20 protein-coding genes and 1 tRNA gene are annotated in these 23,440 nt (G+C 67.5%); 4 read left to right on the top strand and 17 right to left on the bottom strand.

All coding sequences use genetic code 11. The features are described 5' to 3' along the window. Positions 1-152: 152 nt before the first annotated feature. From pepQ to rph, 7 genes are all read right to left on the bottom strand, one after another. Positions 153-1,484, bottom strand: coding sequence for a Xaa-Pro dipeptidase (gene pepQ, locus QMZ25_RS07275; RefSeq protein WP_065181689.1), 1,332 nt, complete (start codon positions 1,482-1,484; stop codon positions 153-155). 74 nt (positions 1,485-1,558) lie between these two features. Continuing rightward, positions 1,559-1,933: a PilZ domain-containing protein gene (locus QMZ25_RS07270; protein WP_065175725.1), complete on the bottom strand. Its 375-nt coding sequence runs from the start codon at positions 1,931-1,933 to the stop codon at positions 1,559-1,561. Further along, positions 1,930-4,200 (bottom strand): DUF1631 family protein, encoded by a 2,271-nt coding sequence (locus QMZ25_RS07265; RefSeq protein WP_197600572.1) that lies wholly within the window; start codon positions 4,198-4,200, stop codon positions 1,930-1,932. Before QMZ25_RS07265 ends, QMZ25_RS07270 begins: the two co-directional genes overlap by 4 nt. Before the next feature lie 172 nt (positions 4,201-4,372). Continuing rightward, positions 4,373-5,599, bottom strand: a complete 1,227-nt coding sequence (hemW, locus tag QMZ25_RS07260) for a radical SAM family heme chaperone HemW (protein ID WP_262100484.1) — start codon at positions 5,597-5,599, stop codon at positions 4,373-4,375. Positions 5,600-5,655: 56 nt separating this feature from the next. Next, positions 5,656-6,252, bottom strand: a complete 597-nt coding sequence (rdgB, locus tag QMZ25_RS07255; protein ID WP_053519467.1) for an RdgB/HAM1 family non-canonical purine NTP pyrophosphatase — start codon at positions 6,250-6,252, stop codon at positions 5,656-5,658. Continuing rightward, positions 6,249-6,638, bottom strand: coding sequence for a VOC family protein (locus tag QMZ25_RS07250; RefSeq protein ID WP_074899697.1), 390 nt, complete (start codon positions 6,636-6,638; stop codon positions 6,249-6,251). The genes rdgB and QMZ25_RS07250 overlap by 4 nt, the downstream gene beginning before the upstream one ends. Further along, positions 6,635-7,360: a ribonuclease PH gene (rph, locus tag QMZ25_RS07245; RefSeq protein WP_053519465.1), complete on the bottom strand. Its 726-nt coding sequence runs from the start codon at positions 7,358-7,360 to the stop codon at positions 6,635-6,637. Before rph ends, QMZ25_RS07250 begins: the two co-directional genes overlap by 4 nt. A 123-nt stretch (positions 7,361-7,483) precedes the next feature. Between rph and QMZ25_RS07240 the strand changes: the two genes are divergently transcribed. Further along, complete coding sequence (locus tag QMZ25_RS07240) at positions 7,484-8,344, top strand: YicC/YloC family endoribonuclease (RefSeq protein WP_053519464.1); 861 nt, start codon at positions 7,484-7,486, stop codon at positions 8,342-8,344. 33 nt (positions 8,345-8,377) lie between these two features. Here the strand turns inward: QMZ25_RS07240 and selD are convergent, their stop codons facing one another. The 9 genes from selD to fdnG form a co-directional block, all read right to left on the bottom strand. After that, complete coding sequence (selD, locus tag QMZ25_RS07235) at positions 8,378-9,457, bottom strand: selenide, water dikinase SelD (RefSeq protein WP_283219375.1); 1,080 nt, start codon at positions 9,455-9,457, stop codon at positions 8,378-8,380. Positions 9,458-9,483: 26 nt separating this feature from the next. Beyond that, positions 9,484-9,579 (bottom strand) — tRNA-Sec (locus tag QMZ25_RS07230). Between the two features lie 24 nt (positions 9,580-9,603). Continuing rightward, positions 9,604-11,535, bottom strand: a complete 1,932-nt coding sequence (gene selB, locus QMZ25_RS07225; protein WP_283219374.1) for a selenocysteine-specific translation elongation factor — start codon at positions 11,533-11,535, stop codon at positions 9,604-9,606. Continuing rightward, the gene (gene selA / locus QMZ25_RS07220) at positions 11,532-12,947 is read right to left on the bottom strand and encodes an L-seryl-tRNA(Sec) selenium transferase (RefSeq protein ID WP_283219373.1); all 1,416 of its coding nucleotides are present in this window, start codon (positions 12,945-12,947) and stop codon (positions 11,532-11,534) included. The genes selB and selA overlap by 4 nt, the downstream gene beginning before the upstream one ends. 13 nt (positions 12,948-12,960) lie before the next feature. Continuing rightward, positions 12,961-13,944, bottom strand: a complete 984-nt coding sequence (gene fdhE / locus QMZ25_RS07215; protein WP_111186782.1) for a formate dehydrogenase accessory protein FdhE — start codon at positions 13,942-13,944, stop codon at positions 12,961-12,963. Then, positions 13,925-14,110, bottom strand: coding sequence for a hypothetical protein (locus tag QMZ25_RS07210; protein WP_283219372.1), 186 nt, complete (start codon positions 14,108-14,110; stop codon positions 13,925-13,927). Before QMZ25_RS07210 ends, fdhE begins: the two co-directional genes overlap by 20 nt. A 107-nt stretch (positions 14,111-14,217) precedes the next feature. Further along, complete coding sequence (locus tag QMZ25_RS07205) at positions 14,218-14,865, bottom strand: formate dehydrogenase subunit gamma (protein WP_164150895.1); 648 nt, start codon at positions 14,863-14,865, stop codon at positions 14,218-14,220. Then, on the bottom strand, positions 14,862-15,779 hold the full coding sequence (gene fdxH, locus QMZ25_RS07200) for a formate dehydrogenase subunit beta (protein WP_065181684.1): 918 nt from the start codon (positions 15,777-15,779) through the stop codon (positions 14,862-14,864). The genes QMZ25_RS07205 and fdxH overlap by 4 nt, the downstream gene beginning before the upstream one ends. Before the next feature lie 10 nt (positions 15,780-15,789). Beyond that, entirely contained in the window at positions 15,790-18,858 is a 3,069-nt protein-coding gene (gene fdnG, locus QMZ25_RS07195; protein WP_262100489.1) for a formate dehydrogenase-N subunit alpha, read from the bottom strand. 351 nt (positions 18,859-19,209) lie between these two features. On the opposite strand from fdnG, the gene gmk reads away from it, so the two are divergent. The 3 genes from gmk (at position 19,210) to QMZ25_RS07180 (ending at position 22,554) form a co-directional block, all read left to right on the top strand. Next, positions 19,210-19,875 (top strand): guanylate kinase, encoded by a 666-nt coding sequence (gene gmk, locus QMZ25_RS07190; protein ID WP_053519456.1) that lies wholly within the window; start codon positions 19,210-19,212, stop codon positions 19,873-19,875. 110 nt (positions 19,876-19,985) lie between these two features. Beyond that, entirely contained in the window at positions 19,986-20,285 is a 300-nt protein-coding gene (rpoZ, locus tag QMZ25_RS07185) for a DNA-directed RNA polymerase subunit omega (protein ID WP_005410877.1), read from the top strand. Positions 20,286-20,391: 106 nt separating this feature from the next. Further along, positions 20,392-22,554, top strand: a complete 2,163-nt coding sequence (locus tag QMZ25_RS07180; RefSeq protein ID WP_053519455.1) for a bifunctional (p)ppGpp synthetase/guanosine-3',5'-bis(diphosphate) 3'-pyrophosphohydrolase — start codon at positions 20,392-20,394, stop codon at positions 22,552-22,554. Between the two features lie 172 nt (positions 22,555-22,726). Here QMZ25_RS07180 and catB read toward each other — a convergent pair whose 3' ends face one another. Next, positions 22,727-23,359 (bottom strand): type B chloramphenicol O-acetyltransferase, encoded by a 633-nt coding sequence (gene catB, locus QMZ25_RS07175; RefSeq protein ID WP_111186780.1) that lies wholly within the window; start codon positions 23,357-23,359, stop codon positions 22,727-22,729. Positions 23,360-23,440: the final 81 nt, after the last annotated feature.

Raw genomic sequence — 23,440 nt, 5'->3', positions numbered from 1 at the left:
GCGCAGAAGACTGTCAGAGGTGGGGCGGGGGGGCATGCAGGGACGTACTTGCAGCGTCCCCTGCATGGCCTACCCGCCCCGCCAAGCGCGCATCACGCATGATGCCAGTCGACTAACAGTCGACTCTACCTGTGAGGCCAACCACGAGGGGCTCAGCCGTTGGCTGCCGCAAACTCCGGTCGCGTCAGGTTGTCCGCTTCGCCATCGGTGCACAGCACTTCGTCCTCGATGCGGATGCCGCCATACGGACGGAAGAAGTCCACGCGCTCCCAGTTGATCGCATCGCCATGGCCGGCGTCCTTGACCTCGTTCAACAGCATGTCGATGAAGTACAGGCCCGGCTCGATGGTCACCACCATCCCCGGTTCCAGCACGCGGGTCAGACGCAGATAGGGATGACCCGCCGGACGTTCGATCCGGCCGCCTTCGTCGCTGGCGGCGAATCCGGCCACGTCATGCACCTGCAGGCCGATCAGATGGCCGATGCCGTGCGGGAAGAATGCGGCGCTGACGCCGGTTTCCAGCGCGGTCTGCGGCGATACCCTGATGACGCCGAAGTCCTTCAGAACGCCCATCAGCGACAGATGCGCGTCCACGTGCAGCGTCCTGTAATCAACGCCCGGGCGCACCGCCGCGCACATCTGCTGCTGGGCGGCATCGACGGCAGCGATCATCGCAGCGAATTCGTCGTGGCCGTGCGCCGCGTAGGTACGGGTGATGTCGCTGGCGTAGCCGTGCGCGCTGGCGCCGGCATCGATGAGGAAGCTGCGCAGCGGCTGCGGTGCCTTGCGGCCCAGTTCGGTGTAGTGCAGAACGGCGGCGTGCTCGTTCAACGCCACGATGTTGCCGTAGGGCAGTTCATTGGCGTCCTGGCCCACCGCTTGGCAGTACGCCATGTGGATGCTGAACTCGTCGGCACCGTTGCGGAACGCGGCTTCGGCGGCGCGATGGCCGCGCACGCCCAGCACCTGTGCCTGGCGCATCAGGGCGATTTCGTAGGGCGTCTTGCTGCCACGGTGCCATTCCAGGTAATTCACCACCGCCGGAGGATTGTTCGGCACGTGGCTGCCCAGTGCGCTCTGCGGCTCACCCAGGATCGCGCAGCGCGACGGATCGGCCGGCAGCAACGCCAGCGCTTCATCCGGCGTGCGGATGATGTGGATGTCGAAGTGCTCCACCCACCAGCCGCTCGGCGCGTCCGGCACTACGTGCCAGTAATCGAACGGCTGATGGAAGATCACCACCGGCCGCTTGCCGGGCGTAAACACGATCCAGCTGTTGGGCACGCGCGTCAGCGGCAACCATGCCTTGAACTGCGGATTCACCGCATAGGGATAGTCGCGATCATCAAACACCTGGTAGTGCAGGGTGCCGCTGGGCACCACGAGGTGATCAAAGCCGCCGCGCGCCAGCGCCTGCTCGGCGCGTCGGCACAGCACGGCCAGGTGATCGGGATACAGGGCGCCGGGGTCTTGCTGGATCATTGCGGTGGCTCGACACGGAAACGGCCCTAGATTCTGCCGCATACCGGCAGAAACCGCTGTGCCGGAACCGGCAGTCAGTCCGTCGAAAGCGGTCCTTCGTCGCTGTCTTCGCCTACCCACTGCCGCAGCAGCTGGCGGTGTTCGCGTGACAGGGTGAGGAACCGGAAGCCCACCCAGCTCTGTCCCGGGGCGTGCGCCGGCTCGCTCCACAACAGGTGCACGCCCACGTCGATGGCTGCCTGCTGGCCATCGCCCAGCGGCAGCGGGAAGCGGAACTGATACAGCGCGTCGTCGCGCAGCGCAGTGCTGGCCAGCATCAGCATGCCGGTTTCGGACACATTGCCAAGGCGACCGACCACGCAGTCGCGCATCTGGTCGGTCACCGGCACCAGGTCCGACACCTGGCGTCGGGGGGCGCGGCGGGTGTCCTGCGGCGGCGTCATGCTCATGCGGGGGTGTCCTGCGGGTTGCGGCCGGCAAGCGCACGCAGGGCGCCCAGGCTGGCCTTCCAGGCGCGGTCGACCAGCCGGCCCTTGTCTTCGGTGACCAGATGCGCACGCCCAGCGCTGATCTGCCGCGCCAGGCTGTCGAGGTCGGTTTCGGCAATCTTCTGCCCGCGCGGATTGACGAACAGCACATGGCCGGTCAGCAGGCTGTACCAGGACAGGCGCTGGCGGCGAAGCGTGCCGTCGCCGTTGTCGATGTCGAACCAGCTGCCGAAGGGCAGGGAGCACAGCTGCTCGTAGGCGGCCTCCTCCGCACTGCTGCGTGGCGCGGCAGGGGCGGACGCACTGCGGCTGTCGGTGTGCTCGCCCAGCCGGGCGCGGGCCTTCAGCCGCGCGCTGAGTTCGGTACGCGACGTGCTGTCGTCCTCGCCCCCGGGCGTGGCCAGGCGACGGGCCACCGCTGAGGCTTCCTCGGCGTGATAGCCCACCTGCAGCAGCGCGGCCTCCACATCGGCGGCCAAGGCGCCATCGGTGCCATCGACGCCGTTGGCGGCGGTTGCAGTAACGGCCGCGATGCGCTCGGTCTGCTGCAGCCGCTCCTGCCACTGGGGCGAGTCCTCGCCATGGCGCAGCCGGGTCAGGGTCAGCGCGTCGGACCAGGCCTGGCGCAGCAGGGTCTGGACGAAGCGCGGCGGCTGCTGCGTGCTGCAGCACTGCTCGATCTGGGCGCTGGCCTGGCGCCGCGCGAGTTCCAGGCGCTCCCTGCCGCGCGCGGCTTCGACGTGGCGGCGTTCGGCCAGTTCGGCGCGATGGGCGGCCGCGCGCTGGTGCTGCTGCACCTCTTCGTTGGCAGCAGCGAAGGCTTCCGGCGTGCGTGCATCCTCGCCGAGCAGGCTCTGCACGCTCTGTGCCATGCGCTGCAGAAACTGCGGATCGACGTCGTCGTCCCCCAGCCAGCGGGCACCGGCTTCGGCGATATGGTTGAGCAGCTCGCGCGCAGGATGCTCGTCGCGTACGAAGAAGCCCGGATCGGCCATCGCTGCACGTGCCAACGGTACCTGCAGGCGCGCCAGCAGGGCGGCGGGCACCGGGTCCGGGCGCTGCTGCTGCTGGATCTGCTGCATCAACAGGCGCAGCAGGTCCAGGTTGTCGCGATCATGGCTGCCGATCTGCGCATGCGGGCCATGCTCGCTGCGCAGCTGCGCGACCACGGCGGCCTGCAGGTCGACCACACCGGTAGCGGCGCTGGCCTGGTTTTGCAGCCTTGCCAATACCGCATCGACGGCAGCAGTCGGTACCGCAGGCGCGTCTGCCGCCGGGGTGGTACGCGCGCGCTGCAGCAGGTCGTGCAGCAGGGTGCCGGTGGCGGTGGTCAGCCCGGGGGTCGCTGCAGCGGATGCGGAACCGGACTGGAAGGCATCCTGCATCAGGGTCGACCAGGAGCCGGCAGGCAGGTTCTCGCCCCAGCCGGTCATGGGGGCCGCCGCGCGCCTGGCTGGCTGCGTGGCACGGCCGCCGGCGACGGACTGGGTGATGATCCGTCGCGTACTCGACGAGCGGGCCAGATACGGGGTGTAGACCAGGCCCGGCAGCACGCCCTGCTGGGCGAGCAGGGCATTGGCCCGATCAAGCAGGTCGCCCAGACGTTCCAGCACCTGGCGCTCGAAACTGCGATACAGCGCCAGTTGCACCTCTGCCCCGAGGCCATCCTGTTCGGCGACCCTGCGCACCATCGCGCACAGCGCCTGTGGTGCCAGCGGAAGGGTATCGGCTTCGAACGCAGGCGCCGCAGCCAGCACGCCCAGGCGCTGGCCGAGCAGGTTCAGGGCGTTGGCTGAGCGCTGCGTCTCGCGCCGGACCATTTCGGTGAGCAGCAGTTCGCGGTCGACCTCGTGCTCGTCGACCAGCGACAGGCCGATCGTGCCCGGCAGTGCGGGCGGTGGTGCTGCTGCCGTGAAGGCGGTCGGTTCGCGCAGCCGCGCCAGTGCCTCGGCCACCGCATCGAGCATGCGCTCGCTGAAGTGGCCGGCGAAGGCATGCAGTTGGCTACGCTGCGCCATCAGTTCAGCCTGCTGCTGCGGACTGCGCGCGCGGTCGGCATCGTGCAACAGAAGTTGTTCCAGCGCTTCGACGGTCAGGATCAGCGGCGCGGTCAGTGCCTGCCGGCACAGGCCGGTCAACGCCCCCAGCAGTTCACGTACCCGCGGTGGCAGGTCGGTGCTGGCTAGGCGGGCAGCGTCGGTGGCGGAGAGGGAGAAGACAGCTGACATCGGCGTGCGGTACCCGGATTCCCGCGGAGCGATCCTGTGAATTTACCGTGTCGGCCGAGGCCGGCGCTACTTTAGTGTGAATGCACACGCTGCACGCCGGGCATGGCCCGCCGCTACCGCATGCTGGCCGCTGGGTGGCGCCGGGCCATGCCCGGCGGATGCGACGGGGCGCTCATTCGTCCAGGAACAGGCTCACCACATCATTGGTGAAACGGCGGCCCAGTTCGGTCGGGCGGACCTGGCCATCGGCCGTCTCCAGCCAGCCGCGCTGCACGGCCTCGGCCAGCGGTGCGTCGAGCACGCTGCGCGGCAGGCCGGTGCGCGATTCAAAATCACGCAGGCTGAAGCCCTCGTGCAGGCGCAGCAGGTTGAGCATGTACTCGAACGGAAGCCGCGCGGGCGTGATCACGTCATCGCCACCGAACGACGCCGGGGTGCCAGCGCTGTCCAGGTAGGCCTGCGGATGCTTGAGCTTCCAGCGCCGCAGCACGTGCTCTTCGGCGCCGGAACTGATCTTGCCGTGTGCACCGGCGCCGATGCCCAGGTAATCGCCGAAGCGCCAGTAGTTCAGATTGTGCGCGCTCTGCCGGCCGGGGCGCGCGTAGGCGCTGACCTCGTACTGGCCGAAGCCGGCCTGCGCCAGCAGCGCCTGGCAGTGTTCCTGCATGTCCCAGGCGTTGTCTTCATCGGGAATGCCCTGCGGCGGGCGCGCGAAGAACACCGTGTTCGGTTCCAGGGTCAGCTGGTAGTGCGAGATGTGCGCCGGCTGCAGTGCAAAGGCGCGCTCGAGGTCCGATTCGGCACCGGCCAGCGTCTGCTCGGGCAGTGCGTACATCAGGTCGATGTTGAAGTTGTCGTACCCCGCATCCTGGGCCATCTTCACCGCACGCTCGGCTTCGCCACTGTCGTGGATGCGGCCCAGCCGCTTCAGCGCGTCGTCGTCGAAGCTCTGGATGCCGAAGCTCAGGCGGTTCACGCCAGCCGCGCGGTAGCGGTCGAAGCGGCCATGCTCGGCGGTGCCGGGATTGGTTTCCAGCGTGATCTCGGCGTTCGGCGCGAAGCGCAGGCGGGCGCTGGCCTGCTGCAGGAAGCGATCGATCGCCTCCGGCGGGAACAGGCTGGGCGTGCCACCACCGAAGAACACGCTGTGCACCACCCGGCCCCAGACCAGCGGCAGGTCCTGGTCCAGGTCGCGCAGCAGTGCATCGATGTAGGCCTCGAACGGCAGCTCGCCCTTGGCCTGGTGCGAGTTGAAATCGCAGTACGGGCATTTGCGCACGCACCACGGCAGGTGCACGTACAACGACAGCGGCGGTGGCACCAGTCGCGGTGGGCTGTCGTGGTCAGCGGAGCAGGCTTCGCCGGGCAGGTGGTTGCAGTGGTCGTGGGCGTGCGGCATGGGCTTCATCGGTAGTGCCGGCCGCTGGCCGGCTTCCCTGGTTCGATCGGATGGCTTCAGTACAGCGTCGCCAGCTGCTGCTTGAGCTGCTGCAGGGCAATGGCACGGTGGCTGATGGCGTTCTTCAGGGCCGGCTCCATTTCCGCAGCAGTCAGGCCGTGGGTGGTGTCCAGGAATACCGGGTTGTAGCCAAAACCGTTCGTGCCACGCAGTTCGCGGATGATCTGCCCTTCCCAGCGGCCCTCGCAGATCAGCGGCTGCGGGTCGGTGGCGTGGCGCAGGAGCACGATCACCGCATAGAAGCGGGCGCTGCGCTGGCCATCGGGGATGTCGGCCATCGCGTCCAGCAGCTTGGCGTTGTTGGCGGCGGCATTGGTCGGGTGGCCGGCATAGCGCGCGCTGTACAGGCCGGGTGCGCCGCCGAGCGCATCGACGATCAGCCCCGAATCATCCGCCAGCGCCGGCAGGCCGGTCGCTTCGCAGGCCGCGCGCGCCTTCAGCAGCGCGTTCTCGACGAAGGTCAGGCCGGTCTCGTCGACGTCGCCCAGGCCCAGTTCGGCGGCCGAGGTGATCTGCAGCGGCAGGTCGGCAAGGATCTCCTGCATCTCCACCAGCTTGCCGGCGTTGTGGCTGGCCAGTACCAGTTTCTTCATTGACGGGGCTCCAGCAGGTCCCAGGTGTTGCCATACAGATCGCGGAACACCGCGACCGTTGCATAGGGTTCTTCGCGCGGCGATTCCAGGAACTCCACCCCGGCGGCCAGCATCGCCGCATGGTCGCGGTGGAAGTCGTCGGTGTTGAGGAAGAACGCAACGCGCCCACCGGTCTGGTTGCCGATGCGGCTGCGCTGTTCCTCGTCACTGGCGCGCGCCAGCAGCAGGGCGGCGGCGCTGCCGTCGGTCGGTCCGACCACGACCCATCGCTTGTGGCCCTGGTCGATGTCCTCCAGCAGTGCGAAGCCGAGCTTGCCGGTATACCAGGCGATGGCCTCGTCATAGTCGGCCACCACCAGGGTGGTCAGGGCAAGGCGCCGGTTCATGCCGACAGCGCCGCCTGCTGTGCGGCCAGCAGTTCGTTCACGCCCTTTTCGGCCAGTCCCAGCAGCGCGTCCAGTTCATCGCGGCGGAAGGCATGGCCTTCGGCAGTGCCCTGCAGCTCGATGAAGCCACCGCCATCGTTCATCACCACGTTCATGTCGGTGTCGCAGTCGCTGTCTTCGGCGTAGTCCAGGTCCAGCACCGGAGTGCCGCGGTAAACGCCCACCGACACCGCTGCCACCGCACCCAGGATCGGGTTGCGCTTGATCTCGCCGCGCTTGATCAGCACGTTCACGGCGTCGACCAGGGCCACGTAGGCGCCGGTGATGGCCGCGGTGCGGGTGCCGCCGTCGGCCTGCAGCACGTCGCAGTCCAGGGTGATGGTGCGTTCGCCGAGGGCATTGCGGTCCACGCAGGCGCGCAGGCTGCGGCCGATCAGGCGCTGGATCTCCAGCGTGCGGCCGCCCTGCTTGCCACGCGCCGCTTCACGGTCGCTGCGGGTGTGGGTGGCGCGCGGCAGCATGCCGTACTCGGCGGTCACCCAGCCTTCGCCCTTGCCGCGCAGGAAGCCCGGAACCCGGTTCTCGACGCTGGCCGTGCACAGCACGCGGGTTTCACCGAAGCACACCAGTACCGAGCCTTCGGCGTGGCGGGTGAAGCCGCGTTGGATGACGACCGGGCGGAGCTGGTCGGGCTGGCGGCCACTGGGGCGGGAATCGGACATGATGCGGGTTCCGTAAGGGCGGGGAGTACGCCGCCATGCCCGCGACCTTCACGGGGCGGGCAGGGGGGCTCTGGTGAGGGCGCTAGGGTACCATTCCCCCTTTGCACGCACCGGACACATTCCATGATTCGAAGCATGACCGCCTACGCGGGTGGCGAGCGGGTCACCCCGTGGGGCACGCTGGGCTGCGAGCTGCGCTCGGTCAACCACCGCTTCCTGGAGGTCGGCACCCGCCTGCCTGAAGAGCTGCGGGCATTGGAGCCGCAGCTGCGCGAGCGCATCGCCGCGCGCCTGAGCCGCGGCAAGCTGGATCTGGTGCTGCGACTGCGTGCGCCGGACGCGGCGGGGAATCTGCAGGTCGATGAGGCCCTGCTGGGCCAGCTTGGGCATCTGGCCCACCGCCTGACGTCGGATTTTCCCAACCTGCAGGTGAGCTTCACCGATCTGCTGCAGCTGCCGGGCGTGACCCGGGGCGAGGCCACCGATGCGGCGGCCCTGCAGGTCGAGGCGCTGGCCTTGCTGGATCAGGTGCTGGACGGATTCGTCGAGGCCCGCGAGCGCGAGGGCGGCAAGCTCGCCGCGGCCATTGCCGAGCGCGTGGATGGCATCGAGCGCATCGCGGGTGACGTCCGCACGCTGATTCCCGCCATCCGTGATGGCCAGCGTGCCAAGCTGGCTGCGCGCCTGGCCGATCTGCCGCATCCGGTCGATCCCGGCCGCGCTGAGCAGGAGCTGGTGCTGTGGCTGCAGAAGCTGGATGTGGATGAGGAGCTGGACCGCCTGTCGAGCCACATCGTCGAGATCCGCCGCGTGCTCACGCAGCGCGAGCCGGTCGGCCGCCGCCTGGACTTCCTGCTGCAGGAGTTCAATCGCGAAGCCAACACGCTGGGCTCGAAGTCGGTGGACAGCCGCACGTCCAATGCCGCGGTCGAGCTGAAGGTGCTGATCGACCAGATCCGCGAGCAGGTGCAGAACATCGAGTGATGCTGCGGGGCGCCTTCGGGCGCCCTCATCGTTTCAGCGCACGCTGACGCCGGCAGGCCCCGCCAGCAGGTGGCCGATCACCGCGGCTTGGGCAAACCCGGCGTCGGCAAAAACGGCTTTCACCGCATCCACGGCGTCCGCTGCGCAGGATACGAGCAGGCCGCCGCTGGTCTGCGGGTCGGTCAGCAGTGGCTGCCAGTGGGCGGCCACGCCTTCGGCGAAATGCACCTGGCCGCCATACGAGGCCCAGTTGCGGTTGGATGCGCCGGTAACGCAGCCACGTTGCAGCAGGTCCAGGGTCTGCGGCAGCAGAGGCACCTGTGTGCTGTCCACCTCGGCGGCGACCCCGCTGGCACGGCACACCTCCAGCAGATGGCCGAGCAGGCCGAAGCCGGTGACGTCGGTCATGGCATGCACGCCGTCCAGCGCGGCAAGGGGCAGGCCCACGCTGTTCAGGCGGGTGGTCGACTCGACCATCTGCCGGTAGCCCTCGGCATTCAGCACTTCTTTCTTCAGCGCCGACGAATACACGCCCACGCCCAATGGCTTGCCCAGCACCAGCACATCGCCGGTTCGGGCATCGGCATTGCGCTTGAGCCGCTGCGGATCCAGCACGCCGATCGCGGCCAGGCCATAGATCGGCTCCACCGAGTCGATGCTGTGGCCCCCGGCCACCACGATGCCGGCGTCGGCACAGGCACGTTCGCCGCCCTGCAGGATGCCGCGGATCGTGTCCTGTGGCAGCGTATTGATGGGCATGCCGACGATGGCCAGTGCGAACAGCGGCCGCGCGCCCATCGCATACAGGTCCGACAGCGCATTGGTGGCGGCGATGCGGCCGAAGTCGAACGGGTCATCGACGATCGGCATGAAAAAGTCGGTGGTGGCGACGATCGCCTGGCGATCATCAAGCCGGTAGACCGCGGCATCGTCACTGGTCTCGCGGCCGACCAGCAGTTCGGCCGGCGCAGGGAACGCCGGGGTGCCCCGCAGCAGTTCGGCCAGCACGCCGGGTGCGATCTTGCAGCCACAACCGCCGCCGTGGGCCAGCGAAGTCAATCGCTGCGGAGCCTCGGCCGACGGGGGGAGTGGGGACTGCACATGCGAGGCCATGCCGGCATCTCCTGCAGGAACACGAATGGCGGAAGGCAGCAGGAGTCGAACCTACCAGGGAGCGATCGACGCCCCCTGCTGGGTTTGAAGCCCAGCCGCATGCCCGGATGCGCATGCCTTCCGAAGGTACGGCGGTACCGGTGCAGTCAACCGTGGGCGGTGTTCCATTGCAGGTCGCCGCGCGGCCGATGCTGGTCACCGACGCGTCGAGTGTAGCCAACGCGATTGAAGAACTCCAAGATCTGGATGCTGCGCTTGCGGCCCAGACCGATGGCATCGCGGAATGCTGCAGCATCCACCATGCCGGTTGCCTGTGACAGCCGGGCGACCGTTGCCGCCAGCGCGTCGATGCGGGCCGGTGCGTAGAACAGGTCCGGCACCACCTGGAACAGCTCGCCGCGCGCTGCGGCGCGACGCAGGACCGCACGCATCTCCTCCTCGGCGAAGCCGAGATCGGCCGCAAGCGTGCGCACCCAGGGCGGATCGAAACCACCGGCATCCAGACGCGGGAGCACGCGTTCGAGAAGCGCGCGCTCGCGTTCCGGCGGCGCATGGTCGTGGCCTGGCAGCCGCCACCACGCGCCCACGCGCTGCAACGCGCCATCGTCGAACAGGTCCTGCAGCAGTGCGTTCCAGAGACTGGTCGAGAGCGCGGGCAGGGTGCTGCGCTGCAGGCGCCCGCTGTCGACACCGGGCTCGTCCGGCCGTCGCTCGTGCCAGTCATGCAGCGAGCGGATCACCTGTGCGCGCAGCGCCTGCCAGTGCAAGGCGAGGATGATCACGGTGTCCTCGCGGGTGGCGATGCGCCGGGCATCTGCAGGGAGATCGATCTGTGCGGCCTCACGCCGGCAGTAGCGTTGCAGGGCGGCCAGCGCGATGCCGGCCGGTGCCTGCTGCAGCAGCGGCCCGACGCCGGCGCCGGCCGCGAGCTGTTCAAGGGCTGCCAACCACGCCCGGCGTGCCGGGCTGCGCCGACGTCGTTGCGGTGGATCGGGATCGAGCACGGTGCCGCCGCCCAGCGTATGCGCTGCAGCCGAATCGCGGGCGATGAAGCGATCGCCGCACATCGCGCAGACCGGGGCATCGAACACCAGCTGCACCAGCTGGCCGTTGCCACTGTCTTCATCCTCCAGCAGCACCACATGGGCCTGCCGGTGCATCGTGCCCCAGTGGATGTGCAGCGGTGTCCAGTCGCGCAGGGGCCGCACCTGTGCCGCAAGGCGAAGGCGTACGTCGACGCGGGTGGTGGCCTGCAGCGCGCGCGGATCGGCGATCCAGTCGCCGCGGGTGATGCCGTCGCGGGCGATGGCGGCCAGGTTCAGGGCACAGCGCTGTCCCGCGGCAGCCTGTCCACTGGCCTGGTTCTGCGCATGGATGCTGCGGATGCGCACGTCGATGGCGGTCGGCATCAACTGCAGATGCGCGCCGACCGCGGCCACGCCGCCCTGTACCGCGCCGGTGACCAGTGTGCCGTGACCGGCCAGCGAGAACACGCGATCCACCGGCATGCGGAACAGCTCGCTGCGGCGCTGGGCCGTCCGGAGGCTGTCGTTAGCGGCGGCCCACGCATGCAGGTGGGCGCGCAGCGCATGGATGCCGGCATCCGCGCTGTCGGTGCTGTTGCAGGCGAATACTGCAGACCCCTGCAGCGGTGTGCCGGCCAGCAGGGCAACGATCTCCGCTTCGGCCTCGGCAATGCGCGCCGCATCCACACGGTCGATCTTGGTCAATGCCACTGCAGCGCGGTCCACACCCAGCAGCTGCAGGATCGACAGATGCTCACGGGTCTGCGGCATCACGCCGTCATCGGCGGCGATCACCAGCAGCGCCACATCGATGCCGGTGGCACCGGCCACCATCGTGTGCACGAAGCGCTCGTGACCCGGCACATCGACGAAGCCCAGCATCGCCGGAGGCCCCTCTCCGCGTGCGGCCTCCACCGGCACATAGGCATACCCCAGTTCTATGGAGATGCCGCGCGCGCGCTCTTCCTGCAGGCGATCGGTTTCGATGCCGGTCAGTGCCCGCACCAGGCTGGTCTTGCCATGGTCGATATGCCCGGCGGTACCGACGATCATGCCTGCAGCGCGCTCCACTGGGCGAGGAAAGCAGCCTCATCCCCGTACTCAAGCCCGCGCAGGTCAAGCCACAGCGCATCCTCGGCAATGCGCCCGAGCACCGGCCGTGGCAGGCCGCGCAGGCGCTTGGCCAGCCGGTCCAACCCGGCAGCTGCAGCGACGCGGATGCGCAGGCCGGCGCTGGCCAGTTGCGCCTGTGGCTGCGCGCCACTGCCGACCTGGCTGTACATCGGCACCGCTTCAACCGCGTAATGCGCGGCCAGCGCCTGCTGCACGGAAGGCAGCAGGCGCTGTGCCTGCGCATGGATGTCTCCCTGTTCGCGGGACAGCGTGCGCAGGGTCGGCAGCCGCTGCGGCAGCAGTTCCGGTTCGCGGTACAGCGCCAGTACCGCTTCCAGCGCGGCCAGGCCCATCTTGTCCATACGAAGGGCGCGCTTGAGCGGATTGCGGTTGATGCGTGCGATGAGGTCGGCGCGGCCGGCAATGATCCCGGCCTGCGGTCCACCGAGCAGCTTGTCGCCGCTGAACGAGACGAGGTCGGCGCCCCCCGCCAGCGTTTCCTGCACTGTAGGTTCGCGCGGTAGACCGTGGGCAGACAGGTCGCACAGGCTGCCACTGCCAAGGTCCACCGCCAGTGGCAGCCCGTGCCCGTGCGCGATCGATGCCATCCGTGCAGTATCGACCTTGGCGGTGAAGCCGGTGATGGCGTAGTTGCTGGCGTGCACTTCCATCAGCAGCGCGGTGCGCGTGCCGATGGCGCTGTCGAAGTCGGCCGGATGGGTGCGGTTGGTGGTGCCCACTTCGCGCAGCCGCGCACCGGCGCTGCGCATTACATCGGGAATTCGGAAGGCGCCGCCGATTTCCACCAGTTCGCCCCGCGACACGATTACCTCGCGGCGATTGGCCAGGCTGTTGAGCAGCAACAGGACTGCTGCTGCGTTGTTGTTGACCACGGTCGCCGCTTCGGCGCCGGTCAGTTCGCAGACCAGTGCCCGCACGCGCGCATCGCGGTCCCCCCGACGGCCCAGGGCGATGTCGAATTCCAGATCCACCGGCGCCGTCATCGCGCGGGTCACTGCGCGTACCGCGGCGTCCGGCAACAGCGCGCGGCCGAGATTCGTATGCAGCACCGTGCCGGTGAGGTTGAATACCGGCTGCAGATCCAGGCGTGCATCGGCTGCCAGCGCCGACTGCAGGGCCGCGACCACGCCGGGTTCCGCGACGGCCCGCTGCAGCTGTTCGGGTGACAGCTGGCCGCGGCCGCTGCGCTCGCGCAACCCCTGCACGTGCTCGCGCAGTAGATGGGCGATGCGGCTGCGGCCGTGGTCCCTGATCAGCGTCGACAACGCCGGCAGGCGCAGCAGGCGGTCCAGCGAGGGCAGGGCGCTGGCCGGGGCGGTGGGGGCGTGCACGCGAGGCATCGGTTCAGTCGCCGTCGGACTGCCAGAGCAGCGGATTCTGGCTGGCGCGCATGTAGCCTTCCTCGCCCAGCAACAGATCCAGCGCCAGCGTGCCGAGGTCGTCGGCGACCGGCTCCAGCGCCGGATCCTTCTCCAGATACAGAATCTTGCGGTAGCTGTGGCAGTGATCGCAGGTCTCGGCGCGGATCGCGCCTTCACGCACCACCTCGCCTGCATCGCCGTCGACCTCGGCCAGCGCGCGATAGGCGATGTCCTTGCCGGCCGCGCCGCATTGGCTGCACTGCACGCGCACGTAGTGCCACTGGCAGGCGCACAGCGAGCACGACAGATAGCGGTAGGAGGCGTAGGGTGGGCGCGCCTGCACCACACTGGCCACCGGCAACGAGCCGCACAGCGGGCACAGCCCGGGTGCATCGGCAAGCGGTTTCAGGTCGGTGGGGCGGAAGCTGGCCGCGAGTACGGCCCAGTACACCTGCAGCGCGTTCATCACCAGCAGGGCAGCGACCGCGTCCAGCGACGGTGCGTCGTCGCGCTCCAGCACCGCATGCGCCTGTGCATCCAGCCAGGCGTCAGCGGCCGCGGCAACCCGTTGCAGTTCCTGTCGGGTCTCCGCAGGCAGCCCGGCTTCATCGGCGCAGTGCCGGCACAGCGCGCGCAACCAGTCGCGCCATCGACCATCGAGCTGAAGTGTGTTGGCGGGCCGCAATGGCATGCCGGCGCTGGCCGCCGCGCTCGACTGCTGCGCGCGGGCCTGCGCCTGCAGCGCCTCGCGTTGCTGCGGCGTCAGTTCGTCCAGCAGCGCCTGTTGTGCATCGGCCAGTGCCGCCAGCAGCTGCAGGTAGCCACCGATGGCACTGCGTCCGGCCAGGCTGCGCAGCCGGTCCGCACGTCCGCCGAACAGCGAGGCGGCATCCGGCAGAATGATGCGCGGGACATCGCGCGAGGCCAGCGTCTCGATCTCACCGGGTTCAAGGATGCGTTGCGCCATGCGGGGCCAGCCGGAAGAACCAGGCTCCATCCTCGCCGTTGTCGACGCTGGCGTCCAGCGTGTTGCCGGCCACCTGAAAGGTCGGGGTCAGATCCGTTTTCCAAAGGAAAACGGATCTGACCCCATCGGTTGTTGCCGTGTTCATCGTGTCGACCAAGGTCGACACCCACCAACAGCAGCGGGACCCACCCCGCCATCCGGCGGCAACCTGCTTTTGACGTTGACGTTGACGTTGACGTTGATCCGGCGGGTGCAGGGCCGCAGGCCCTGCCGTTACCCCTCTCCGCGCCGCCCGCGCAGGATGTCCCTGAACCACTGCCGATGGTGCTTGTAGGCCCACCCATAGGTCACCTTGCCCTGGGTCATCGCGCGCACCGAACCCTTGATCCAGATCGCGGCATAGATGTGCACCACGATGGCGCATACCAGTACCCAGCCAAACAGTGCGTGCACCAGCACCGAAAAACGGATCACGCCGATCGGGAACAGATGGCTGAAATACTGCCGCCAGATCACGAAGCCGGTCAGCAGCAACGCTGAAAGGCAGCCGATGATCGCCCAGAACAGCAGTTTCTGGCCGGCGTTGAAGCGGCCAACCGGTGGCAGTGTCTCATCCTCGTTGCGCAGCACTTCGCGCATGCCGCGCAGCCACGCGCGGTCGTCGGCGGTAGGCAGGTTGTCACGCCACATGCGCAAGGCAAGCAGGGCGAAGCCCACCACCATGGCCAGGCCGACGAAGGGATGCAGGATGCGTGTCCACGGCCCGCCACCGAACAGCGCCGTCAACGGGAACAGCGCAGGGTGGAACAGGGCCAGGCCGGACAGCGCGGTCAGCACGAAGCAGATCGCCACGATCCAGTGGTTGATGCGGGTCGGAGCGCGGTAGCGCACGATCTGGCGGGGGTGCGGGGCGTACTTCATGGCCGCTGCTCCTCTTCGATCTTCTTTGCTTCGTGCTCGGCCTGCTCTTCCTCCTCATCGTTGACCGTGTTGCGGCCGATGCCGATGTAGTGCAGGAAGCCCACGAAGGCTGTCGCGGCGATTGCCAGCACGCCCAGCGGCTTGGCCACCCCCTTCCAGACCTCGACCATGGGGCTGATGCGCGGGTCCTTGGGCAGGTCGGCGTACAGCTCCGGCTTGTCCACGTGCTGCAGCACGTACATCACGTGGGTGCCACCGACGCCCTGCGGGTCGTACAACCCGGCATTCTCGTAGCCGCGTGACTTCAGGTCCTCGACGCGGCCGGCGGCATGCTCGGTCATCGCCTGCTTGCTGCCGAACGTGATCGCCCCGGTCGGGCAGGTCTTCACGCACGCCGGCTCCTGGCCCACGGCCACACGGTCCGAGCACAGCGTGCACTTGTAGGCCTTGTGGTCCTTCTTTGAGATCCGCGGCACGTCGAACGGGCAGCCGGTCACGCAGTAGCCGCAGCCGATGCAGTTCTCCTCCTGGAAATCGACGATGCCGTTGGCGTACTGGATGATCGCGCCCGGCGACGGGCAGGCTTTCAGGCAGCCCGGGTCGCTGCAGTGCATGCAGCCCTCCTTGCGGATCAGCCACTCCAGCTTGCCCTTCTCGTCCTCGTACTCGCGGAACTTCATGACCGTCCACGACTGGTCGCTCAGGTCCGGCGGGTTGTCATAGCTGCCGACGCAGCTGCCGACCTCGTCGCGCAGGTCGTTCCACTCCATGCAGGCGACCTGGCAGGCCTTGCAGCCGATGCACTTGCTCACGTCGATCAGTTTGGCGACCTGTCCGGTGTGGGCACCGCGCGCCTGCGGCGAGGGCGTGGTGGTGGCCGAGCGGCGGATGATGTCCAGCGATTGCAGTGACATGGCGTGTCTCCTACACCTTCTCGACCTTGACCAAGATGCACTTCGATTCAGGCGTCTGCGAATTGCCGTCACCGATGGCGTTGGTCAGCGTATTGGCGATGTAACCGGGCTTGGCAGCGCCCAGGAAGCCCCAGTGGATCGGCACGCCCACCTGGTGCACCGTCCTGCCATCGATCTGCAGTGCCTTGATGCGCTTGGTCACCATCGCCACGGCTTCGATGTGGCCACGCTTGGAGCTGACCCGCACGCGACTGCCGTTGCCGATGCCCAGCTCTTCGGCCAGGGCTGCGCCGATCTCGACGAACTGCTCCGGCTGGATGATGGCGTTGAGCTTGCCGTGCTTGGTCCAGAAGTGGAAATGCTCGGTCAGCCGGTAGGTGGTGGCCACGTGCGGGAACTCGTCCGGCGAGCCGATCTGCGCGCGGTCGCTGTCGAACACGCGCGCGGCCGGATTGTTCAGCGTCAGCGCCTGGCCCGGGCTCAGCGGGTTGCTGCGCAACGGCGTGTCGAAGGGCTCGTAGTGTTCCGGGAACGGGCCTTCGGCCATGCCGGCCTTGGCGAAGAAGCGGGCGATGCCCTCGGGGTTCATGATGAACGGGCCCATCCCGCCGGCCGGGTCTTCATCGGCCTTGAAGTCGGGCACGTCGATGTTGCCCCAGTTCCTGCCGTTCCAGGCGAGCAGGGTGCGTCGTGGATCGAACGGCTGCCCGGCGACGTCGCACGAGGCGCGGTTGTACATCACGCGGCGGTTGGCGGGCCACGCCCAGGCCCAGCCCAGCGTGTTGCCGATACCGGTGGGATCGCTGTTGTCGCGCCGTGCCATCATGTTGCCGGTCGGCCCCCACGCACCGATGTAGATCCAGCAGCCGGAAGACGTGCTGCCGTCGTCGCGCAGGTCGCCGAACGCGGCCAGCTGTTCGCCGGCCTTGCGCACCAGCCGGGTCGGGTCCTTCGGATCGAACACGTCCACCAGTGCCTTGCCGTTGTACTCCATCGCCAGTTCTTCCGGCGTCGGCAGTTTCGGGTCGGCGTAATTCCAGGCGAGGTCGCGCACCGGCTCCCACCACGCGCCGCCGTCCTTCTCGTACAGCGCCTTGATGCGGTGGAACAGCTCGGACATGATCTCGATGTCGCTGCGCGCTTCGCCCGGTGCGTTGGCGCCCTTCCAGTGCCATTGCAGCCAGCGCGAGGAGTTCACCACCGCGCCGTTCTCCTCGGCGAACGAGGTGGTCGGCAGGCGGAACACTTCGGTCTGGATCGTGCTCGGGTCGACGTCGTTCAGTGCGCCATGGTTCTGCCAGAAGGCGATGGTTTCGGTTTCCAGCGGGTCCATGCTGACCATGAACTTCAGCTTGGAGAACGCGCTGATCAGCTTGCCCTTGTTCGGTGCCGAGGCCAGCGGGTTGAAGCCCTGGCAGATGTAGCCATGGATCCTGCCTTCGTTCATCAGCTCGTAGGCCTGCAGCATGTCGTAGGGCTTGTCGAGCTTGGGCAGGTGATCGAAGCACCAGTTGTTGTCGGCGGTGGCGGCATCGCCCCACCACGACTTCATCAGACTGACATGGAACTTCGGGTAGTTCTGCCAGAACGACATCTGGTTGGCGCGCAGCGGCTTCTGCGTGCGCTTGGCGATGTAGGCGTTGTAGTCCTGCTCGTCCTGCCTGGGCAGTGTCAGGTAGCCCGGCAGCAGGTCGGACATCAGGCCGATGTCGGTCAGGCCCTGGATGTTGGAATGCCCACGCAGGGCGTTCATGCCGCCGCCGGCCACGCCGATGTTGCCCAGCAGCAGCTGCACCATCGTGCCGGCGCGCACGTTCTGCGCACCGACGGAGTGCTGCGTCCAGCCCAGCGCGTACAGGATGGTCATCGCCTTGTCCTTGCCGGCGGTGGACGCGATCATGTCCCAGATCTGGCGGATGCTGTCGGCGGGCGTACCGCAGATGCGTTCGACCATCTCCACGGTATAGCGTGCGTAGTGCTGCTTGAGCAGGTTGTAGACGCAGCGCGGGTCCTTCAGCGTCGGGTCGCTGCGTACGTAACCGTCGTCGCCATACAGGTAGTCCCAGCTGGAGCGGTCGTAGCTGCGCTTCTGCGGGTCATAGCCCGAGTACAGGCCGTCGGTGAAGGCGAATTCGTCTTTCACCAGGAACGACATGTCGGTGTAGTTCAGCACGTACTCGTGCTGGATGCGGTCCTCGGCCAGCAGGTAGTTGATCAGGCCACCCAGGAACACGATGTCGGTGCCGGTGCGGATCGGCGCGTAGACATCGGCCACCGCGGCCGAGCGGTTGAAGCGTGGATCGATGACGATCAGGCGGGCCTTGTTGTGTGCCTTGGCCTCGGTCACCCATTTGAACCCGCACGGGTGTGCCTCGGCGGCATTGCCACCCATGATCAGGATCAGGTCGGCATTCTTGATGTCGACCCAGTGATTCGTCATCGCACCTCGGCCTAGCGTCGGGGCAAGACCTGCCACCGTCGGGCCGTGTCAGACACGTGCCTGGTTGTCGAATGCGAGCATTCCAAGCGAGCGGACGACCTTGTGGGTCAATACCGCGGTTTCATTGCTGGTGGCCGAGGCCGCCAGCATGCCGGTGGTCAGCCAGCGGTTGACCGTCTGCCCCGCCTCGTTCTTCTGCACGAAGTTGGCGTCGCGGTCTTCCTTCATCAGCCGCGCGATGCGGTCCAGAGCGTCGTCCCAGCTCAGGCGCTTCCATTCGTTCGTACCCGGTGCACGGTATTCCGGGTAGAGCAGGCGCGATTTGCTGTGGATGATGTCGGCCAGGCCGGCGCCCTTCGGGCACAGCGTGCCACGGTTGACCGGATGGTCCGGGTCGCCCTCGATGTGGAAGATGCTCGGCTCGGCGTTCTTGGCGCCATCGCCGAGGCTGTACATCAGGATCCCGCAGGCCACCGAACAGTACGTACAGGTGTTGCGGGTCTCGGTGGCGCGGGTCAGCTTGTACTGCCGCACCTCCGCGAGCGCGATGCCGGGCGCGAAGCCCATCAGGGCCAGGCTGGAGCCCACCAGGGTTGTCCCGGTGACCTTCAGGAACTGGCGGCGACTCATCGAGGGCATGCCGTTCTCCTTGGATGGCGGGGAGGCGTGCAGGCCTCCGGGCTGTCGGTGGGTACGGCCGTCGAAGGGGAGAACCGCCAGCATGCCGCGAGCGTCTTTCCGGGAACGACCGCAATGCCCCGGTTATAGCACAGCCCCCCGCATGCCCATGTGGCACAAGGCCGGCCGGGTGTGGCCGGGCGCGGGGAGGGGCCGCTCTGGTAAAGTTGCGTGCCCGCACCTCGGGGAGCCGTCTGCCGGGCCTGGTTCCAGGTTGTTCCGCGCAGTCCCCGCCGTCCTGGCGCGATCCTCCGCGCCATGTCTGGAACATCGAGGAAAAATTTTGCGAAATCAACCAGTTGGGTTCCGTGCATGAGCGCCCCGTCCACCCCGTCGGCCACCATCGCGCGCGGCACGCTGTACATCGTTGCCGCCCCTTCAGGCGCCGGCAAGAGCAGCATCGTCAACGCGACGCTGGCCCGCGACCCGCAGATCGCCCTGTCGATCTCCTTCACTTCGCGAGCCATGCGACCGGGTGAAGTGAACGGTGAGCACTATCACTTCGTCACCGCAGAGAAGTTCGAGCAGATGATTGCTGCGGGCGACTTCTTCGAGCATGCATGGGTGCACGGAGACTGGAAGGGCACGGCGCGGCAGTCGGTGGAACCGCAGCTGGCGGCCGGCCAGGATGTGCTGCTGGAGATCGACTGGCAGGGCGCGCAGCAGGTCCGGCAGCTGGTACCGGGCACGGTCACCGTGTTCATCCTGCCGCCGTCCAAGCAGGCCCTGCAGGATCGCATGCGCAAGCGTGGGCAGGACAGCGAGGCGGTGATCGCCCAGCGCCTGGGCGCCGCCCGCGACGAGATGCTGCACTTCAACGAGTTCGACTACGTCATCGTCAACGAGGTGTTCGACACCGCCGTGGACGAGCTGTGCGCGATCTTCACCGCCAGCCGCCTGCGCCGCGAGGCCCAGAAGGTCCGCCACGCCGGGCTGATCCAGGCCCTGTTGACCCCTGATCCGGGCGCAACTGACTGATTCCAAAAGAATCGGGTGAGGGTTGGCTTGATTTTGTCCAGCCCCTGCCGGTACACTCCGTCCCCTTTCCCTCATTCGACTGAGCGGCCGACCGGTCGCCGGGAGCCCGTATGGCCCGCATCACCGTAGAAGATTGCCTGGAAGTCGTTAACAACCGTTTCGAGCTGGTCATGATGGCCTCCAAGCGTGCCCGCCAGCTCGCCAATGGCGTGCAGGCCACGCTGGACAACAGCGAGACCGAGGACAAGCCGACCGTGCTGGCGCTGCGCGAGATCGCTGCCCGCAAGATCGACAACGCGCTGATCGACGAAGTCGAGAAGGCCGAGCGTGAGCGCGCCGAGCGCGAAGCGCTGGAGTGGGCCGCCGCGGAAGTGGTCGCCGATGAAGACATGTCCAAGAACGACGATTGATCGCATCGATCAACGTCATCGCTGGACACGCCGAACAGCCCGCCCCGTGCGGGCTGTTTCGCATTCAGGATTTGCCGTAAACGTCGCGCTGGAATAGGCTTCGGGCATGAACCCAGGCCCCACTGCCAAGGTCGCCGCAGCCCCCACTGCCGCCGTACCCGACTACGTCCTCCAGCTTGAACGCGCCGCCCATTACCTGCCGCCGGAGCAGCTGCCGCTGCTGCGCCGTGCCTGGGAAGTCGGGGCCGCTGCGCACGCTGGGCAGACACGGAAGTCGGGCGAGCCCTATATCACCCATCCTGTGGCGGTTGCGCAGGTGCTGGCCGAGCTCGGCCTGGATGTCGAAGCGCTGATCGCCGCGATCCTGCACGACACCATCGAGGACACGCCGCTGACCCGCGAGGCGCTGGCCGCCGAGTTCGGCGAGCCGGTTGCCGAACTCGTCGATGGCGTGACCAAGCTGGACAAGCTGAAGTTCCGGGACCGCCAGGAAGCTGCCGCGGAGAGCTTCCGCAAGATGCTGCTGGCGATGTCGCGCGACCTGCGCGTGATCATGATCAAGCTGGCCGACCGCCTGCACAACATGCGCACGCTGGGCGCCCAGAGCCGCGAAGCGAGGAGCCGCATCGCCCGCGAGACGCTGGAGATCTACGCGCCGATCGCGCAGCGGCTGGGCATGAGCCTGGTCAAGAGCGAGCTGCAGAACCTGGGCTTCAAGGCGTTGTATCCGTGGCGCCACGCGATCCTGGAAAAGCACATCCGCAGCCAGCCGGTGGTGCGCCGCGAGGCGATGGCGCAGGTGGAAGTGCAGCTGTCGCAGCGCCTGGCGAAGGAGGGCATCGAACACCGCCTGGTCAGCCGCATCAAGACGCCGTGGAGCATCTACAACAAGATGCGCGACGAGAACAAGAGCTTCGACCAGGTGATGGACGTGTTCGGGTTCCGCCTGGTCGTGCGCAGCGTGCCCACCTGCTATCACGCACTGGGCTCGGTGCATGCCACGTTCAAGCCGCTGGACGGCCGCTTCCGTGACTTCATCGCCATTCCCAAGGCCAACGGCTACCAGTCGCTGCACACCGTGCTCTTCGGACCGTACGGCTCGCCGATCGAGGTGCAGATCCGTACCGAGGAAATGGACCTGATTGCCGAGCGAGGCGTGGCCGCACACTGGACCTACAAGTTCGGTGGCGATTCTCCCAACAGCGCGCAGAGCCGTGCCCACGCGTGGATCGTCGAGTTGATCGATTCGCAGCGCGCGGCCGGCTCCTCGCTGGAATTCCTCGACAACGTGAAGGTCGACCTGTTCCCGGACGAGGTCTACCTGTTCACGCCGAAGGGCAAGATCCTGGCCCTGCCGCGCAATTCCACCGCGCTCGATTTCGCTTACGCCGTGCATACCGATGTCGGCAACATGGCGGTGGCCTCGCGCGTGGACAAGAAGCTGGTGCCGTTGCGCACCAAGCTGGTCTCCGGGCAGTCGGTGGAGATCATCACCGCGCGTTCGGCCACGCCCAAACCGCAGTGGCTGGAGTTCGTGGTCACCAGCAAGGCACGCACCGCGATCCGCCACCAGCTCAAGCAGCTGGAGCACGAGGACGCCGTGCAGCTGGGCCACCGCATGCTTGACCGTGCGCTGGAGGCGATGGATTCCTCGCTGGAGCGGCTGCCGAAGGGGCGCCTGGATGCATTCCTGGCCGAGCACCGTTTCCCGCGTCTGGAGGCCCTGCTGGCCGAAGTCGCGCTCGGCAACTGGATGCCGACCCAGGCCGCGCAGGCGCTGATGGCCTATGCGGAACTGCGTGGCGGCCCGCATTCGCGCCACCACTCGCAGGAGAAGATCCTGATCAATGGCAGCGAGCGCGGCGTGGTCACCTTCGCGGGCTGCTGCCAGCCGATTCCCGGCGACGACATCATGGGCTACCACACCGCCGGCAAGGGCATCGTGGTGCATCGCATGGACTGCCCGAACCTGGCCGAGCTGCGCAAGTCGCCCGAGCGCTGGGTGCTGATCGGCTGGGATACCACCGTTTCCGGTGACTACGACACCTCGCTGGTGGTGGAGGTGGAGAACGGTACCGGCGTGCTGGCCCAGCTTGCCGCCGCGATCGCGCAGAGCCAGTCCAACATCGAGCGCGTGGATTATCTGGATCGCGACTTCAACGCTGCCGTGCTGGCGTTCAACATCCAGGTGCGCGACCGCAACCACTTGGCCGAGGTCATGCGGCGCCTGCGCCGCCTGTCGGTCGTGCAGTCGGTGCGCCGCCAGTAAAGCCACGCCATGCGTGGATGGTTCTTGTAGAGCCGAGCCCACGCTCGGCTGCTCTTGCCTGAAGCAGCCGAGCATGGGCTCGGCTCTACGGATGGCGCATCGCAGGCCCGGATTGAAGTAGATCCACGCCATGCGTGGATGATATTCCGTGCACACGATGCGCGAGGTCGGATCACGCCGCCTGTTCGCGCCAATACGCATGCAGCGCCGGGATATCCCCAGCGGTCAGCAACGGCATCGCTGCCTTGATCTGCGCCAGCGGCCACTCCCACCACGCCATTTCCAGCAACCGCGCGATGTCCTCCGCTTCGAACCGGCTGCGCAGCACCTTGGCCGGGTTGCCGCCCACGATGGCGTAGGGCGCCACGTCGCGGGTCACCAGTGCCCGGCTACCGATCACGGCACCATCGCCAATGCGCACTCCCGGCAGGATCATCGCCTCGGCGCCGATCCACACGTCGTTGCCGATCACGGTGTCACCGGCCGGCCTGAAGGCGTCATTGGCCGCGGCAAAGGCCGACTCTTCCTGCATGTAGAAGAACGGAAACGTCGATGCCCAATCGTGCCGGTGGCCCTGGTTGCCAGCCATGATGAAGCTGACGCCGCTTCCTATCGAGCAGAAGCTGCCGATGATCAGCTTGTCCACGTCGTCGCGATCAGGCAGCAGGTAGCGCGCGCAGTCGTCGAAGCCGTGCCCGTGGTAATAGCCGGAGTAGTAGCTGTAGCGGCCGACGAGGATGTTGGGGTTGGTGACCATTTCGGTCAGCAGCTTGCCCTTGAAGGGGGAGTCGAACACGTTTGCCATGGCTTGGTCCCACAGGAATCAGCAGCCAGTCTACGGATGCGCCCGGCCCGGAGACCATGGGTGGATGGTGCACCGGTAGCG

Origin of the sequence: Stenotrophomonas sp. RS-48 (genome assembly GCF_030053245.1) — a bacterium.
GTDB lineage: Bacteria > Pseudomonadota > Gammaproteobacteria > Xanthomonadales > Xanthomonadaceae > Stenotrophomonas > Stenotrophomonas maltophilia_P.
The sequence above is the reverse complement of the archived record's forward strand: the minus strand, read 5'-3'. Positions and strand labels throughout refer to the sequence as shown.